The organism is Methylobacterium sp. Gmos1 (assembly GCF_053764715.1).
On record NZ_JBSNCC010000008.1, the window covers coordinates 44,486 to 60,287 of the forward strand.

Genomic DNA, 15,802 nt, shown 5'->3' on the forward strand with positions numbered 1-15,802 from the left:
CGATGTCCCGCTACGACGGCCCGATCCTCGACGCCCACCAGCATTTCTGGGAGCCCGACCGCAACCCGCATCCCTGGCTGAAGCCCGGCGTGCGGATCCCGTTCCGCTACGGTGACTACGAGGCGATCAAGCGGCGCTACCTGCCGGACGACTACCGCCGCGACGCCGCCCCGCACGACATCGTCGCCAGCGTCTACGTCGAGACCGAGTGGGATCCGGGCGACCCCCTCGGCGAGACCGCCTACGCCGCGGGCCTGTCCGCCGAGTGGGGCCTGCCGAACGCGATCGTGGCGCAGGCCTGGCTCGACCGCGACGACGTCGCGGCCGTGCTCGCCGGGCAGGCGGCCTGCCCGCTGGTGCGCAGCGTGCGCCACAAGCCGGGTGGACCGGATTCCCCCGACGCGGTCGGGCGGAGCCGGACCCTGATGTCGGACGAGACCTGGCGGGCCGGCTACGCGCTCCTCGGCCGTCACGGCCTGCGCTTCGACCTGCAGACGCCGTGGTGGAACCTCGACGAGGCGGTCGATCTCGCCCGCGACTTCCCCGCCACCACGATCGTCCTCAACCACGCCGGCCTGCCCTCGCGCCGCGACTCCGACAGCCTCGGGCTCTGGCGCGCCGCGCTGGCCCGCTTCGCCGCCTGTCCGAACGTCGCCGTCAAGGTCTCGGGCCTCGGCCAGCCCGGGCAGGCCTGGACGCCGGCGCTGAACGGGCCGGTGGTGCGGACGCTGATCGACCTGTTCGGGGCCGACCGGACGATGTTCGGCTCGAACTTCCCGGTCGACAGCCTGTGCGCCGACCTCTCCCCGATGATCGACGGCTTCAAGACCATCGTCGCGCCCCTCGCCCCGGCCGAGCAGGAAGCGTTCTTCGTCGGCACGGCGCGGCGGGTGTACGGCGTCGCGGCGGCTGCGGGCTGAGCCCCGGGGCGGCCTCGCGTCTTCCCTGCCGCGCGGCGACGCTCACCGCGCCGTCCGGCGCTGGAACAGGCGCAGCACCGCGTTCCCGCGTGCCACCGCGTCGTCGAGGGCGTGGCGCGGCGTCTTGGTGCCGGCGAGCGCCGCCTCGATCTCCTCGGCCCAGAGGTCGCGGATCTGCAGCATGTTGCCGAGCCGCAGGCCCGCGGTGTCGCGGGTCGGCGGGCGCCGCGTGATCGCGTCGACGGCCACCTCCAGCATCGGATGGCGCCGGTAGAAGCCGGCCGCCTCGGCCTCGTCGCGGGCCGCCCGGGTCACCGGCACGTAGCCGGTGTTCCGGTAGAGCAGCGCCTGCACGGGCAGGCTCAGCACGAAGTCGAGGAACGCCGCGACGCCGGCGTACTCCTCCTCGCTCTTGCCCTGCATGACGTAGAGCGAGCCGCCCCCCAGGACGGCGTTCCGCGGCGCGTCGGCCACGTCGGGATAGTACGGCATCGGCCGGATCGTCCAGCGGAAGCGGTCCTGGGCGGAGATCGTGCCGTACAGGCTCGAGGAGGTGAGGAAGATCGCGCACTCGCCCGAGACGAACTGCGCCTCGCCGCGGTTGGTCCGGCCCGCGTAGGTGAACACGCCCTCCCGCGACAGCTCGACGATGCTCTGGAGGTGGCGGACCACGAACGGCGTGTTGAAGACGAGCTCGGCGTCGAAGCCGTCGAGCCCGTTCGACCGGGTGGCGATCGGCCGGCCGTGCCAGGCCGACAACTGCTCGATATGCGCCCAGGTCGGCCAGGCGGTGGAGAGCGCGCAGCGCGACGGCTCCGCCCGCTTCAAGGCCCGGGCGGCCTCGAACACCTGCGGCCAGGTCTCGGGCGGGTGTGCGGGGTCGAGGCCGGCGCGGGCGAATCGGTCGAGGTTGATCCACATCACCATCGCCGAGATGTTGAACGGCAGGGACAGCATGCCGCCGTCGTCGGCGAGGTAGTTGGTGGCGATCACCGGCAGGAAGGCCTCCGGGGCGATCGGCCGCCCGGCCGCGCGCATCACCTCCGAGACCGGCTTCACCGCCCCGATCGCCGCCGCCATCGTGCCGTTGCCGACCTCGAAGACTTGCAGGATGTGCGGCGCGGCGCCCGCCCGGTAGGCCGCGATGCCGCCGTTGATCGTCTCGGCGTAGGGGCCCTTGTAGATCGTGATCAGGCGGTAGCCGCCCTGCGAGGCGTTGAACTCCTCGGCGATACGGGCCACCAGGGCCCCGTTCGCCCCGTCGAGCGAGTGCCAGAGCTGAAGCTCGGTCGCGGCGTGGGCGACGATGGTCGACAGGGCCGCCGCCACGGCGATCACGAGGCCGGCGAGGGCGCGCAGGAGAGGGGTTGCCGGCCGCCCGGCCCTCCTGCCGCCGTGCCGGGGTGATGAAATGCCCATCGGGCTGCCCTCGTTCTGCAATGGCTTCGGCGCGATCACGGGGAGGGGCGTGGGTGTGCGTGCCGGATCACCGCCGCGACCGATCAAGCGGGCTCCGGAAGCGTCCATCTCTCGCTCACCCGACCTGCCGCGGCAGCTGCACGCACAGGCGGGTTCCCTCTCCGACCGCGCTGTGGATCTCCACGCTGCCGCCGAGCCGGTGGGTGACGAGGTTGTGGATGATGTGCAGGCCAAGACCCGTGCCGCCGCGGGCACGGGCGGTGGTGAAGAACGGGTCGAAGACGCGGTCGAGGTACGTCTGCTCGATGCCGGCGCCGTCGTCGCCGATGGTGAGGACGACCCGCGCTGGCTCGGGCCTCGCCGTGATGACGATCCGCAGCAGCTGGCCCTCGCGGGTCCCGTGGTCGATCGCGTTCTTGACCGCGTTGGTCAGCACCTGGGCGAGGATGCCCGGATAGGTGTCGAGGGACAGATCGTCCGGGCAATCGGCCCGGATCTCGTGCCGGCCCGGCCGCGCCAGGGCCCGCAGGCCCGTCAGCAACTCGTCGATCCAGGTCTTGAGATCGAGGACGCGGCGCTCCTCGAACACCTGGTCGGAGGCGACCTGCTTGAAGCTGTAGAGCAGGTCGGAGGCGCGCATCAGGTTCGTGGTCATGATCCGGGCGCCGTCGCGCATCCGCGCGGCGTGCTGGACGAGGCGCGAGCGCGACAGCCGGTTCTCCGCCACCAGCGCCTCGAAGGCCGCCGCCTCGCCCTGGACCTGGGTCGAGGTGGTGAGCGCGATCCCGAGCGGGGTGCTGATCTCGTGCGAGACGCCGGCCACCATCTGCCCGAGCGAGGCGAGCTTCTCCGAGCGCACGAGGTCGTCCTGCGCCTGCTGCAGGGTGACGAGCGCCGCGTCGGCCCGGCACGCGGCCTCGCGCCAGCCCGCCTCGCGCCGCCGCAGCTCGGCGAGGAAGGTGTCGGAGGCCCGCGCGATGTCGCCGAGCTCGTCGCGCCGGTGACCGAGCCCGACGCTGGCGACGCCGGGATCCGTCGTCGCCCGCAGCACGTTGCCGGTGAGGAGGCGCAAGGGCCGGGTGATCGAGCGGGCGACGGCGACGACCGCCGCCGTGCCGAGCAGCAGCGCCCCCGCCGCGCCGGCGAGGAGCAGCCGGCGGATCGAGGTGCCGAAGCGGTCGGCATCGTCGATGAAGGTGCGGTTGAGCCCTTGAGCGTTGGCGGCGATCACCGTGTCGCGGCGGTCCATCTCGGCGATCACGGCGTCCTGCTCGCGGAGCTTGTCGAGCGTGGCAGCGAGCTGCGCGCGCCAGCCGGCGATCGCCGTCGTCAGCTCGCCCGAGGGCAGCGCGAGGCGGCCGGCCCGGGCGGCGAGCTCGGCCCCCTCGGCGACGACCGCCTCCGCCGCCGCGGCCTTGCGCCGGTCGAGGGCGGCGGCCGATTGCTGCGCGAGCCGCAACGCGGCGAGCGCGATGCCCTGCGTCGTCAGCTCCGCCTCGTTCGACGACACCGAGTGCCGGATCAGCCCGGCGACCTCGGCCTGGAGGCGGTTCTGCGCCTCGACGCTCTCGCGGATCAGGTTGTCGCACCAGGCGATCAGGGCGTGGCCCGACTGGGTGGCGCGGGTGAGCTCGAACCCTTCCGCGATGACCCGGCTCAGGCCGGCGTCGCCGCTTCGGCTCCGGTTGCGGTACGAGCGCAGCAGCGTGGCGAACTGGCCGGCCTCGACCCGGCGCTCCGCCCCGGCGAGCACCGCGTGCAGCTGCGTCCCGGTGCGGTCGAGGAGCGCGATATCCGCCGCCAGCTCGTCGAACTCGACCTGGAAGACCGGGCGGCCGATCCGGGTCTTGTCGAGTTCGACCGCCGAGATCGCCTCGCGCACGTCGCGCAGCGCGCTGACGACCCGCTGGTTGACCGCCAGGGCGGCGTCCCGGGCGGTGAGGTCGGCGACGAGGCGCGCATTCTCGTCCTGCTGGCGCCGGCGCTCGGCGTCGGTCTGGGCGACGAGGAGGTCCGCTCGCCGCGCCATCCCGGCCGCGGCGATCCCGAGATCGCCCGACAGGCGCGAGAGGCGGTGCATCCGCTCGACCTGCGCGGCGAGGTCGCGCTGCACGGTCGCGACCCGCGCCGCCTGCTCCTCCGTGCGGGCCGCCCGCGCCAGTTGCGCGAGCTGGGCCTCCGCCTTGTCGGCCAGTGCGGCGAAGTGCAGGCGCGCGTCGTCCTCTGTCTCATCGCGCCGTCCGAGGTCGTCGCGAGCCTTGTTGAGTAGCGTGAAGGTGTGGACCGTCTCGCTCGACAGGACGGCCCCGTCGCGCGCACGCTCGGCCTCGATCAGGAGCGCCCAGGCCGCCCCGGCGATGGACATCGCGACGACGACCGGGATGGCGCCGACGATGAACACGCGGCGCGCGACGCCGGACGATTGAAGGAAGCGCACCCTGGACCGAAGCTCATCGCGGGACGAAGGGACGAAATCTTGCAAAACTGCCGATCCGCTGTCCAGCAGGCGCGCGAGGATGTCGGGTGCAGGGACGTCGGCTCCCGCGGGGCGCCTGCCGGACTCACCGGACCAGGGCGTCGGTCGCGGCCGCGAAGGCGATGCGCGGGGTCGCGAGCGCGAAGGTCGCGACCCGCTGCCCGGAATGGCTGACGAGCCGCAGGGTGACGGGCACGCCCCGGACGGCCGCCCCCGCCGCTTGGCTGATCTCGGGCTGCTCCGCCAGGGCCTGGAACGCCCCGCTGACCATGCCCGGCCGGCTGAACCCGGCCCGGGTCATGACCTCCCACCGGACCGTCTCCACGGCGGCGTCCCGCTGGCGCCGCGGCGGCGAGAACAGGGCGACGTAGGATTGCGTGTAGCCGCCGCGGCTCGACACGAAGGTGCAATCGGCCACCGGCGTGCGCCCGAAGACCAGGCCGGCCGTCGCCCGGGTGGTGCAGGTCAGGGTGCCGGCGGGCTGAAGCGGGTCTTGCGGCCGGGCGCCGTGGGCGTAGGTGGCGGTCGCGGCGAGAATCGCGGCGGTGGAGGCGACGACGATGGCGTTCATGGCCTGAAATCCCTGTCGGATCGTTGGTCTCGGCGCGGGCCTTCTCGCCTCGCGCCCTCGGACCGGGCCTCAAGGCTGCCTCGGCGGTCCCTGCCGCCGCTCGCCTGTGCTCGGAGCGTGGCGTTAACTACGTCGGCCCGGTTGCACGAATATGCCGTCGAGTGTTGCTTGTTCGCCTACGAACGAAAACCAGCGACCGGACCGGGTCGAGGGACGCAACAGTCGAGGTCGCGCACGACATATGGCGGCAGGCCGACGACGAGAAATCCGGGCCCGGCGGCCGGGCGTCGTGTAAGACCATGGACCGAGGCCGATTCGAGGAGGCACGATTGCGGATCGTCGACATCCAGTCCCAGATCGTCTCGCTGCCCTTCGACATGGGCGGTCCGCCCGCCACCTTCGCCGGCAAGGCCTGGACCCATCTCGACATCCTGCTCGTGCGGGTCGAGACCGACGAGGGGCTGGTCGGCTGGGGCGAGGCCTTCGGGCATGCCGGCATCGCGGCGACCCGCGCCGCCCTCGACGGGATCGTGGCGCCGCTCGTGCTCGGGCGCTCGTCCGGCGACGTCGCGGCGCTGACCCGCAGCGTGCTCCACGCCACGCATCTGCTCGGCCGCAACGGCCCGTTCGTCTTCGCCTTCTCCGGCATCGAGACGGCGCTCTGGGACCTCGCCGGCAAGCGGGCGGGCCAGCCGGTCGCCCGGCTCCTCGGGGGAGTTCGCGATCGGCTGCCGGCCTACGCCTCGCTGCTCGCCTACCACGATCCCGCGCTGGTGCGCCGCAACGTCGAGGCGGCGTGCGCCGCCGGCTACCGCCACATCAAGCTGCACGAGGTGACCGAAGAGGCGGTCGCCGCCGGCGCCGAGGTGGCGCGGGCGCACGGCGCCGCTCTGATGGTCGACGTCAACTGCGCCTGGAGCGTCCAGGCGGCGCTCAAGATGGCCGACGCCTTCGCGCTCCACGACCTCTATTGGTTCGAGGAGCCGGTCTGGCCGCCGGAGGACGTGCACGGGCTGGCCCGGGTGCGGGCCCGCGGCATCCCGATCGCCGCGGGCGAGAACACCGCCGGGCTGTTCGGCTTCAAGGCGCTGATCGAGGCCGGCGCGATCGACGTCGCGCAGCCGAGCGTGACCAAGATCGGCGGCATCGGTGAGATGCTGCGGGTGATCACGCTGTGCGAGGCCCACGGGGTTCGGGCGGCGCCCCACAGCCCGTATTTCGGCCCCGGCCTCATCGCCACGATGCACGTCGTCGCGGCCCGCATCGAGGACCCGCTCGTCGAGGTGCTGTGGCTCGACATGGAGGCCAACCCGTTCGATCCTTGGGTGCGGGCCGAGAACGGCCACGTGCGGCTGCCCCCCGGCCCCGGCCTCGGCTGCGACCCGAGCCCAAGCGTGCTCGACCGCTACCGGGTCGGACCGGTCGTCCGCACCGCATAAGAACGGTACAGGGAAGGAAACGCCATGAAGGTCGACCGCGTCGAGACGCGTCCCATCACCTTGCGGCCTGAGCGGCCGATCGGCTCGGCGCTGGGCCAGCTGCACGCCTTCGGCTGCATCCTGGTCACTGTGCGGGCCGACGGGCTCACCGGCGAGAACATCGTCTTCACGCTGAACGACCGGCGCACCAAGGTCCTGCGCGCGCTCATCGACGAGATGGCCGACCTCGTGGTCGGCCAGGATCCCGGCCACATCGCGGGCTTCTGGTCGCGGGCCTGGCGCGACGTGAACTTCATGGGCCACAAGGGGATGCCGGTCATGGGCATCTCGGCCCTCGACGGGGCGCTGTGGGACCTCGCGGGGAAGCGCGCCGGGCTGCCGCTCTACCGCATGCTCGGCGGCGCCAGCGCCCGGGTGCCGGCCTACCATTCCGGCGGGTTGTGGCTCGACCGCTCGACCGACGAGCTCGTCGCGGAGGCCGAGAGCTTCAAGGCGTCAGGCTTCACCGCGATGAAGATGCGGCTCTCGGCCGGCGACCCGGACTGGAACATCGCCCGGGTGCGGGCGGTGCGCGAGGCGATCGGCCCGAAGATCCGCCTGATGGCCGATGCCAACCAGGGGCTCACCGAGAACGACGCCATCCGCCTCGGCCGACGGCTGGAGGAGTTCGACCTGACCTGGTTCGAGGAGCCGCTGCCGGCCTGGGACGTCGAGGGGCTGGCCCGGGTCGCCGCCGCCCTCGACACGCCGATCGCCAGCGGCGAGACCGACTACACCCGCTACGGCTTTCGCCGGATGATCGAGCTGCGCTCGGCCGACATCCTGATGCCGGACCTCCAGCGGGTCGGCGGCGTCACCGAGTTCATGCGCGTCGGCCACCTCGCCGAGGCGCACGACCTGCCGGTGTCGAGCCACCTCTTCCCGGAGCAGAGCCTGAGCGTGCTGGGGGCGCTGGCGAACGCCCACTCGCTCGAAGTCATGCCGTGGTTCTCCGAACTGTACTGCGAGAGACTGGACTTCGCCGACGGATCCGCCATCGTACCGGAGCGGCCAGGCTTCGGCTTCACCTTCGACGAGGACCGGATCCGGCACCTGGAGCGGCAAGGCGCTTAAACAACCAAACGCGCCGGCCGGGACGACAACGGGAGGAGGACGCCATGGTGACGACGAACCGTCGTGCGCTCGTGATGAATGCTGCCGGCCTCGCGGGGGCGGCGGCCCTCGGGTTTCCCCGGCCGGCCCTGGCGCAGGGCGAGCCCCTCCGCATCGGCTGGCTCGCGGCGATGACCGGGCCGAGCTCGGCCCCGACGGTCGGGTTCAACCGCGGCGTGGTCTTCGCCACCGAGGCGATCAACGGCGCCGGCGGGGTCAAGGGCCGCAAGATCGAGCTCGTCACCCGCGACACGCAGGGCGATCCGACGAAGGCGGTCAACGCCACCCAGGAGATGATCAGCCAGGCCAAGGTCCACGCAATCTGGGGACCGACCAATTCGGGCGAGTCGCTCGCCGTCACCCCGATCATGGCGCGGGCGAAGATGCCGAACATCCACCCCTGCGTGGTCGACAGCCTGATCGATCCGGCGAAGTACCCCAACGCCTTCCGCATCGCCCCGTCGAACACCCAGTGGGACGATGCGGTGCGGGGCTACTGCCTGAAGGTCCTGAAGGTGAAGCGCGTCGCGGTGATCGGCGACACCACCGGCTACGGCGTCACCGCCGCCAAGGCCTCGGCCGCGGCGTTCAAGCAGGACGGGGCCGAGGTGGTCTATCTCGGCAACATTGATTCGACCCAGCCCGACATGACCCCCGACTTGCTTCGCGCCCGCAACGCCGGCGCCGAGGCGCTGGTGGTGTGGAGCGTGTCGACCGGCATGGATGCGCGCCTGTTCAACACCCGCGCCCGGATGGGCTGGGATGTCCCGATCGTCGGCCACCCCTCGATGGCCTCGGGCGAGATCGGCGGGCTCCTGGAGAAGCCGGCGAACTGGGACAAGGTCTACGCCGTCGGCTACCGCAGCTGCTCCTACGGCGAAGACGGCAAGCTTCCGCCCCGCAGCGAGGAGTTCGTCGCTCGGCTGAAAGGCAAGGTCGCGCTCTCCGACACGCTGCTGTGGTGGGTGGCGGCCGGCTACGACGCGGTGAGCCTGATCGCCAAGGCGGTAGAGGAGACGGGTTCGAGCGCGCCCGACGCGATCGTCAAGCACTGGAACGGGTTGACGAGGTACCCGGGCATCTTCGGCGACTACACCTACACGCCAAAGGAGCATAACGGCTACCCGACCGAGGAGGTGGTGATGTCGGCGGCCAATTCCGGCCGCGACGGCAGCTTCCGGCTCGCCCCGGGCTATTCCTGACGCGGGGAGGGGAGGGCGCCGCCATGCTCGCCTCGATTCTGGCCTCGGGCCTCGCCGTCGGCGCGATCTACGCGCTGATCGGCATCACCTACAACACGATGTTCTCGACCTCGCGGGTGATGAGCTTCACCGCGGGCCAGCTCGGGATGCTCGGCGGCGTGCTCGGCTCGCTGTTCACGCTTCGTCTCGGGCTGCCCTGGCCGCTCGGGCTCGTCATGACGCTCGCCGGCAGTGCCCTCGTCGGCGTGGTCACCGAGTTCGTGGCGGTGCGCCCGGTGCTGAAGAGCCTCGACCAGCACCTCTACGTGCTCTCGACCCTGGCGCTCGCCCTGATGATCCAGCAGGTCACGGCGATCGGCTGGAGCACCGAGCCGCAACCGTTCCCGCGCCTTCTCGGCGGCTTCGGGGAGAACGTGCTCGACGAGAAATTCTGGCTGCCGGTCGCCGCCTGCCTCGCCGTCGTGGTGGGCCTCGAACTGCTCTACCGGCGCACGCTGCTCGGCCACGCCTTCCTGGCCGTGGCGGAGGACAACTTCGCCGCCCGCGCGCTCGGTCTGCCCGAACGGCGCCTGCGGGTGATGAGCTACGCGCTCGCCGGCGGCATCGGGGCGCTTGCGGGCTATGCCGGGGGCGAGTTGCTGCTCGCCTTCTTCGCCAACGGGCCGCATCTCAACTTCTACGGCTTCATCCCGGTGGCGCTCGGGGGCCTCGGCAACAACCGCGGCGCCCTCGTCGGCGGCCTCGTCCTCGGGCTGTTCCAGCAGACCGCGAACTTCGTCGTCGGCGGCATCTTCGCCTCGGTCGCGGTCTTCACCCTGTTCATCGTCGTGCTGCTCGCCGCGCCCCAGGGGCTCCTCGGCTCCGCCCAGGCGAGGCGCGTATGAGTGCACCATCTGCCCTCGCGGCCCCCAAACCGGCCGCCCGCGCCGGGCTCGGTGGGCGCCTCGCCGCGGCTGCGCCCTTCCTCATCATCCTCGGCCTCGCGCTCGTCGTGCCGGTCTTCGGCAACGATTACTGGACGCTGATCGCCACGAGGGCGGCGATCTACTGGATCCTGGTGTCGGGCCTCAACCTCGTCGTCGGCTTTGCCGGCCAGCTCGCCATCGGCTACGTCGCATTGCTGCTGGTGGGCGCCTACACCACTAGTGTGCTCGCCGCCGGCACGGTGCTTCCGGCCTTTCCCGTCGTCGCGGCGCTCGCCTGCGCGGGGATCGTCGGCGCCGTGGTCGGGGTGATCGTCGGCCTGCCGGCGCTCCGGCTGCGCACCTTCTACTTCGCCATGACGACGCTCGGCTTTGCCACCATCGTCACGCAGATCGCACTGGCCTGGCAGGACGTGACCGGCGGCGGCATCGGCATCACCGGGCCGGAGATGCCGAGCCCGTTCGACTCGCGCCTCGGCTTCTACAGCCTGTGCCTCGCGGGCGCCGTTTTGTGCACCTGGATGACGCTCAACGTCGCCGGCAGCCGCTACGGCCGTGCGCTCGTCGCGGTCCGCGACGCCGAGGTGGCGGCGGAGGCCGTCGGCATCTCGAAACCCCGCCTCCTCGTCGCGGTGTTCCTGTTCGCCGGCGGCGTCGCGGCCATCGCCGGGGGGCTGTTCGCCTCGCTCCAGACCTACATCACGCCGGACGCCTTCACCTTCGACCTCTCGCTCCTGTTCTTCATCGCGGTGCTGATCGGCGGGCGCGGCTCGGTGCTGGGGCCGCTGATCGGCACGGTTCTGCTCACCATCCTGCCGGAGGTGGCGGCCCCGCTCGCGGCGTGGTCGACCTTCCTCTACGCCTTCCTCCTCCTCGTCATCGTCGTGGCGCTGCCGGGCGGCATCGCCGACCTCCTCGATCGCGGCAAGCGCCGTCCGCTCCCGGCCGAGCGCAGCATCGCCCCGCGCGCCGCCGTCCTCAAGGAGTTCGCGGCGGGCGGCTCGACGCCCGAGCCGATCACGCTTTCCGGCGTGCGCCTGAGCTTCGGCGCCGTGAAGGCGATCGACGGGCTCGACCTGGCCTTACGCCCCGGCGGCGTCCACGGCCTGATCGGCCCGAACGGGTCGGGCAAGACCACGACGCTCAACGTCATCTCAGGGTATTACCGGCCGCAAGCCGGGCGGGTCAGCCTGGGCACCCGCTCGCTCCTCTCCGAGTCGCGGGAGGCGCGCGCCGCCTTGCGCATCGCCCGCACCTTCCAGACCCCGCGGATCGTCGGGGAGGCGAGCGTGATCGAGAACGTCATGCTCGGCGGCAGCGTCGACGGGCGCGCCACCCTGGCGGAGGCCTTGCTCGCGCTGAAGCGCCACCGCGAGGACGAGCGCGTCTTGCGCGAGTCAGCCCGCCTCGCGCTGCGGGCGGTCGGGCTCGACGGGCTCGACGACGTCCGGGCCGGACGGCTCCAGCACAGCGAATTGCGCTTCCTCGAGATCGCCCGCGCCTTGATGCTGCGCCCGGCCTTCCTGCTCCTCGACGAGCCGGCGGCCGGCCTCTCGGCGACCGAGATCCAGCGCCTCGGCGGGCTGATCCGGGCGGTGGCGGATGCCGGCGTCGGCGTGCTCCTCGTCGAGCACCACGCCGACCTGATCTTCGCGATCTGCGACGAGGTCACGGTACTCAACCTCGGCCGGGTGCTCGCCGCGGGCACGCCGGTAGAGATCCGCAGCCACAGGGAGGTGGTCAGTGCCTATCTCGGCGCATGATCCCGGACATCTGCCCCTGCTCCAGGTCCAGGGGCTGGAGGCGGGCTACGGCAAGATCCGGGTGCTGCACGGCGTCGACCTCGTGGTGCGGGAAGGCGAGGTCGTGACGCTGCTCGGCCCCAACGGCGCCGGCAAGTCGACGCTGCTGCGGGCGCTCTCGGGGCTCCTGCCGGTCCAGGCCGGCACCGTCCGCCTCGGGGGCGCGCTGCTCTCGGGCGCCGGGCCCCGCCAAGCCGTGCGGGCCGGGCTCTCCCACGTCATCGAGGGCCACCGGGTCTTCACCGGGCAGACGGTGCGCGAGAACCTGCTGCTCGCCGCCTACGACCTGCCCCGGGCCGAGCGCGAGGCGCGCATCGACGAGGCGCTGGCACACTTCCCCGAGATCGCCGCGAAGAGCCACGACAAGGGCGCCTCGCTCTCCGGCGGCCAGCAGCAGATGCTGGCGGTGGCCCAAGGCCTGGTGCAGCGCCCGCGCCTCCTGATGCTCGACGAGCCCTCCGCCGGCCTCTCGCCGGTGCTGGTCGACCGGGTGCTCGAGGTGGTCACCCGCCTGCGCCGCCAGGGCACCGCGGTGCTGCTGGTCGAGCAGCTGGTCGAGAAGGCGCGCGCCGTCTCCGACCGGGTCTACGCGCTCGCGCAGGGACGGATCGTGCTCGCGGCCGAGGCCGGCGCGCCCGACCTGCCCGAGCGGCTGGAGCGGGCCTATTTCGGCGAGGGCGGACCGGTGCACGCCTGATGGCAGCGGCCCAGGATGGTCAAATGGGGACGGCCCCTCCCGCAGGCGGGAGAGCCCCGGTCGAGCTGTCGCGTTGCATCCCCGTGTCCGGCCCCCGATCAGCCAAAGGCGACGGCCACACTGGTGGTACGCGACACGCGCTCCCATCATCGGAACCGCTTCGCGGCACGTCTCCCTTGGATCCCGGATCTCCTTCCGCCGACGCTTCGGTCGTCCGGGACAGGGGAGCGGTGGAGAGAGTAGGAAGGATGACATGACCGCACCACGCCCGACAGCCATCGATATCGTCGAGGTCGGTCCCCGCGACGGGTTGCAGAACGACAGCCGCCATCTCTCGACCGACGCCAAGGTCGAGATGATCCGCCGGCTCGCGGGCGCCGGCCTGCGGCGGATCGAGGCCGCGAGCTTCGTCAATCCGAAGCGCGTGCCGCAGATGGCCGATGCCGAGGCGGTGCTGGCCCGGGTCGTCGACCTGCCCGGCGTCAGCGTCTCGGGCCTCGTGCTCAACGCCCGCGGCTTCGAGCGGGCGCTCGCGGCGGGCCTGCGCGAGATCAGCTTCGTCGCCTCCGCGACCGACACGATGGCGGCGCGCAACCAGGGCACGACCGCGCGGGGCCTCGTCGAGACCTGGGCCGGGATCGCGGCGCGGGCGGGAGACGCCGGCCTGTTCCGGTCGGTCACGATCGCCGTCGCCTTCGGCTGCCCGTTCGAGGGCGAGGTGCCGCTCGAGCGCGTGATCGCGACCGCCCGGGCGCTCGCCGAGAGCGGCATCGACGAGATCTCGCTCGCCGACACGATCGGCGTCGCGACGCCGCGCCTCGTCGAGGAACGCTTCGCGGCGCTGGCGCAAGCTCTCCCCGGCCTGCCGCTGCGGGCGCATTTTCACAACACCCGCAACACCGGCTTCGCCAATGCCGACGCGGCACTGCGCTCCGGCGTCACGGTGCTCGATTCGAGCCTCGGCGGGCTCGGCGGCTGCCCGTTCGCCCCGGGCGCCACCGGCAACGTCGCGACGGAGGACCTCGTCTCGATGCTGGAGCGCGACCGGGTCGCGACCGGTGTCTCGGTCGAACGCCTGCGCGACGCGACCCTCTGGCTCGAGGGCGAGATGGGGCGGCGCCTGCCGGGCCACGGCGCCCACGTCACGCCGTGGCCCGCGGTGCTGGCGGCCTGACACCCGACACGATGAGCCCCGCGGCCGATCGGCGCCGGGATGTCCTTCGACAGCGATCTTGCGGGCGGCATCCTCGGCGCCCGCGAAAGCGGCCGATTGCCAGGTCTGCCGGCGGTGCGATACCGTCCCCGACCGAAGAGGCCGCCCGGCAGAAGGCGGTTTTTCCGACCGGGAGCGCGGGCGGCCGCCGCGGAGTGAGAGCCATGACGCAGACGCGCTCGGGTCCCCTCGCCGGACTGAAGGTGATCGAGCTCGCCCACATCATGGCCGGACCGGTCTGCGGGATGATGCTCGGCGACATGGGCGCCGAGGTGATCAAGGTCGAGAAGAGCGAGGGCGGCGACGACACCCGCCGCATGGTGCCCCCCGCGATCGCCGGCGAGAGCGCCGCCTACATGATGATGAACCGCGGCAAGAGCGGCCTCGCCCTCGATCTCAAGGCACCCGAGGGGCGGGCGGTGCTGCGCCGGCTCCTCGTGGGAGCCGACGTGCTCATCGAGAATTATCGCGCCGGCACGATGGACAAGCTCGGCTTCGGCTACGAGGCCCTGCGGGCCGAGCATCCGGGGCTGATCTACTGCTCGCTCTCCGGCTTCGGCCGCACCGGCCCCTACGCCGACCGCGCCGGATTCGACCTCGTGGCGCAGGGGATGAGCGGGCTGATGAGCATCACCGGCGAGGGCCCGGGCCGCCCGCCGGTGAAGAGCGGGGCGCCGGTCACCGACATCACCGCCGGCATCCTCGCGGCGATGGGCGTGCTCGCGGCCTACACGCACCGCCTGCGCACCGGCGCGGGCCAGCGGGTCGATACCTCGCTGTTCGAGGCCGGCATCGTCCAGACCTACTGGCAATCGGCCATCGCCCTCGCGACCGGGGTGGCGCCGGGCCCGATGGGCTCGGCCCACCCGCTCAACGCACCCTACGAGGCGTTCGAGACCGCCGACGGCTGGATCACCGTCGGGGCCGCCAACCAGACCAACTGGCTGCGGCTCCTCGGTGTTCTCGGGGCGGAAGCCCTGGCCGACGACCCGCGCTTTGCCCAGAACCGCGGCCGGATGGAGCACCGGGCCGAACTCGGCGCGGCGCTCACCGGGTATTTCCGGCGGGCGACCTCCGCCGAGTGGCTGGCGCGGCTCGAGGCCGGCGGCGTGCCCGCCGGACCCGTCCTCGACGTATCGCAGATGCACGCCGACCCGCAGACCCTCGCCCGCGACATGGTGGTCGAGGTCGACCACGCGCGGGCGGGTCGCATCCGGACGCTCGGTACCCCAGTGAAGTTCTCGGGCACGCCCGGGCGCGTGCATGGGCCGGCGCCGCTCCTCGGCGAGCACAGCCGCGCTATCCTGGCCGCGCACGGCTACGCCCCGGCGGAAATCGACGACCTGATCGAACGGGGTGTGGTGCGCGAGACGGTGGCGTGAGCGGAAACAGGACGGCTCACGCCGTCGCCGGCGTGACGATGATCGTGCCGGCTTCGCCTGCCTCGGGATGCGGGCGCACGATGATCTCCACGTCCTGGTCGAATGCGGTCAGGAAATTCATCAGTCGCTCGACGGAGTATTCCCGGAAACGGCCCTTGAACAGGCGCGACACCTCCGGCTGGGAGATGCCCAACAGTTCACCGGACTTGGTCTGGCTCATGCCCCGCTGCGTGAACACCCGATAAAGTTCCGCTACGATACGAGCCTTGAGCAGATGTGTCTCTGGATTAGGGAGGCCCAAGTCTGCAAAGATATTGTCGCCGCTCCGATGGATATCGCCGGCTTCAATGGTCATGTTCATATCTCCCGCGGCTTGCTGGCAGCATAATCGGCTTCAGCATCCCGCAAGCGCCGTTTGATCGGATCTACGTCGGTTTAAGGCGTCTTGATGCCCTGCTTCGATTTTCTCATGACGGCGTGCAGGACGCAGACCGCGGTTTCGAAGTAAACCGTGTAGACGGTGCGGTCGGTGCCACGATCGTCAAACTGGTGTTCGACGGCATCGGCCATGCCGCCGCAGCCGGCGTCGGGCGTGCGCCCGGCCAC

The 15,802-nt window shown here is 71.9% G+C and carries 14 protein-coding genes; 9 read left to right on the forward strand and 5 right to left on the reverse strand.

Annotated features, from left to right (window positions below; all coding sequences use genetic code 11):
- Positions 1-2 precede the first annotated feature (2 nt).
- On the forward strand, positions 3-920 hold the full coding sequence (locus tag ACS5PV_RS17050; RefSeq protein ID WP_455396528.1) for an amidohydrolase family protein: 918 nt from the start codon (positions 3-5) through the stop codon (positions 918-920).
- Positions 921-962: 42 nt separating this feature from the next.
- On the opposite strand, the gene ugpB is transcribed toward ACS5PV_RS17050, so the two are convergent.
- The 3 genes from ugpB to ACS5PV_RS17065 all read right to left on the reverse strand — a co-directional run bounded on the left by ugpB (position 963) and on the right by ACS5PV_RS17065 (position 5,386).
- Positions 963-2,339 (reverse strand): sn-glycerol-3-phosphate ABC transporter substrate-binding protein UgpB, encoded by a 1,377-nt coding sequence (gene ugpB, locus ACS5PV_RS17055; protein WP_455396529.1) that lies wholly within the window; start codon positions 2,337-2,339, stop codon positions 963-965.
- 115 nt (positions 2,340-2,454) lie between these two features.
- The gene (locus ACS5PV_RS17060; protein ID WP_455396530.1) at positions 2,455-4,776 is read right to left on the reverse strand and encodes an ATP-binding protein; all 2,322 of its coding nucleotides are present in this window, start codon (positions 4,774-4,776) and stop codon (positions 2,455-2,457) included.
- Between the two features lie 124 nt (positions 4,777-4,900).
- Positions 4,901-5,386: a DUF992 domain-containing protein gene (locus ACS5PV_RS17065; protein ID WP_455396531.1), complete on the reverse strand. Its 486-nt coding sequence runs from the start codon at positions 5,384-5,386 to the stop codon at positions 4,901-4,903.
- A 329-nt stretch (positions 5,387-5,715) separates the two neighbouring features.
- Between ACS5PV_RS17065 and ACS5PV_RS17070 the strand changes: the two genes are divergently transcribed.
- From ACS5PV_RS17070 to ACS5PV_RS17105, 8 genes are all read left to right on the forward strand, one after another.
- A complete protein-coding gene (locus ACS5PV_RS17070; protein ID WP_455396532.1) occupies positions 5,716-6,825 on the forward strand; it encodes a mandelate racemase/muconate lactonizing enzyme family protein in 1,110 nt (369 codons plus the stop codon).
- A gap of 24 nt (positions 6,826-6,849) precedes the next feature.
- A complete protein-coding gene (locus ACS5PV_RS17075) occupies positions 6,850-7,938 on the forward strand; it encodes a mandelate racemase/muconate lactonizing enzyme family protein (RefSeq protein ID WP_455396533.1) in 1,089 nt (362 codons plus the stop codon).
- Between the two features lie 44 nt (positions 7,939-7,982).
- Positions 7,983-9,179, forward strand: a complete 1,197-nt coding sequence (locus tag ACS5PV_RS17080) for an ABC transporter substrate-binding protein (protein ID WP_455396534.1) — start codon at positions 7,983-7,985, stop codon at positions 9,177-9,179.
- A gap of 23 nt (positions 9,180-9,202) precedes the next feature.
- On the forward strand, positions 9,203-10,063 hold the full coding sequence (locus ACS5PV_RS17085; protein WP_455396535.1) for a branched-chain amino acid ABC transporter permease: 861 nt from the start codon (positions 9,203-9,205) through the stop codon (positions 10,061-10,063).
- Positions 10,060-11,865 (forward strand): branched-chain amino acid ABC transporter ATP-binding protein/permease, encoded by a 1,806-nt coding sequence (locus tag ACS5PV_RS17090; RefSeq protein WP_455396536.1) that lies wholly within the window; start codon positions 10,060-10,062, stop codon positions 11,863-11,865. The genes ACS5PV_RS17085 and ACS5PV_RS17090 overlap by 4 nt, the downstream gene beginning before the upstream one ends.
- On the forward strand, positions 11,846-12,601 hold the full coding sequence (locus tag ACS5PV_RS17095) for an ABC transporter ATP-binding protein (protein ID WP_455396537.1): 756 nt from the start codon (positions 11,846-11,848) through the stop codon (positions 12,599-12,601). Before ACS5PV_RS17090 ends, ACS5PV_RS17095 begins: the two co-directional genes overlap by 20 nt.
- 253 nt (positions 12,602-12,854) lie before the next feature.
- Positions 12,855-13,775: a hydroxymethylglutaryl-CoA lyase gene (locus tag ACS5PV_RS17100; protein WP_455396538.1), complete on the forward strand. Its 921-nt coding sequence runs from the start codon at positions 12,855-12,857 to the stop codon at positions 13,773-13,775.
- A gap of 203 nt (positions 13,776-13,978) precedes the next feature.
- Positions 13,979-15,196 (forward strand): CaiB/BaiF CoA transferase family protein, encoded by a 1,218-nt coding sequence (locus ACS5PV_RS17105; RefSeq protein WP_455396539.1) that lies wholly within the window; start codon positions 13,979-13,981, stop codon positions 15,194-15,196.
- A 16-nt stretch (positions 15,197-15,212) separates the two neighbouring features.
- On the opposite strand, the gene ACS5PV_RS17110 is transcribed toward ACS5PV_RS17105, so the two are convergent.
- Together ACS5PV_RS17110 and ACS5PV_RS17115 are read right to left on the reverse strand one after the other, a co-directional pair.
- The gene (locus ACS5PV_RS17110) at positions 15,213-15,551 is read right to left on the reverse strand and encodes a helix-turn-helix domain-containing protein (protein WP_455396540.1); all 339 of its coding nucleotides are present in this window, start codon (positions 15,549-15,551) and stop codon (positions 15,213-15,215) included.
- An 80-nt stretch (positions 15,552-15,631) separates the two neighbouring features.
- Positions 15,632-15,802: a hypothetical protein gene (locus tag ACS5PV_RS17115; protein WP_455396541.1), complete on the reverse strand. Its 171-nt coding sequence runs from the start codon at positions 15,800-15,802 to the stop codon at positions 15,632-15,634.

Bases quoted from the DNA above. Each gene is read 5' to 3' on its own strand.
- ACS5PV_RS17075 (WP_455396533.1), top strand. From the start codon at position 6,850: ATGAAGGTCGACCGCGTCGAGACGCGTCCCATCACCTTGCGGCCTGAG.
- ACS5PV_RS17080 (WP_455396534.1), top strand. From the start codon at position 7,983: ATGGTGACGACGAACCGTCGTGCGCTCGTGATGAATGCTGCCGGCCTC.
- ACS5PV_RS17085 (WP_455396535.1), top strand. From the start codon at position 9,203: ATGCTCGCCTCGATTCTGGCCTCGGGCCTCGCCGTCGGCGCGATCTAC.
- ACS5PV_RS17100 (WP_455396538.1), top strand. From the start codon at position 12,855: ATGACCGCACCACGCCCGACAGCCATCGATATCGTCGAGGTCGGTCCC.
- ugpB (WP_455396529.1), bottom strand. From the start codon at position 2,339: ATGGGCATTTCATCACCCCGGCACGGCGGCAGGAGGGCCGGGCGGCCG.
- ACS5PV_RS17105 (WP_455396539.1), top strand. From the start codon at position 13,979: ATGACGCAGACGCGCTCGGGTCCCCTCGCCGGACTGAAGGTGATCGAG.
- ACS5PV_RS17050 (WP_455396528.1), top strand. From the start codon at position 3: ATGTCCCGCTACGACGGCCCGATCCTCGACGCCCACCAGCATTTCTGG.
- ACS5PV_RS17065 (WP_455396531.1), bottom strand. From the start codon at position 5,386: ATGAACGCCATCGTCGTCGCCTCCACCGCCGCGATTCTCGCCGCGACC.
- ACS5PV_RS17110 (WP_455396540.1), bottom strand. From the start codon at position 15,551: ATGACCATTGAAGCCGGCGATATCCATCGGAGCGGCGACAATATCTTT.
- ACS5PV_RS17090 (WP_455396536.1), top strand. From the start codon at position 10,060: ATGAGTGCACCATCTGCCCTCGCGGCCCCCAAACCGGCCGCCCGCGCC.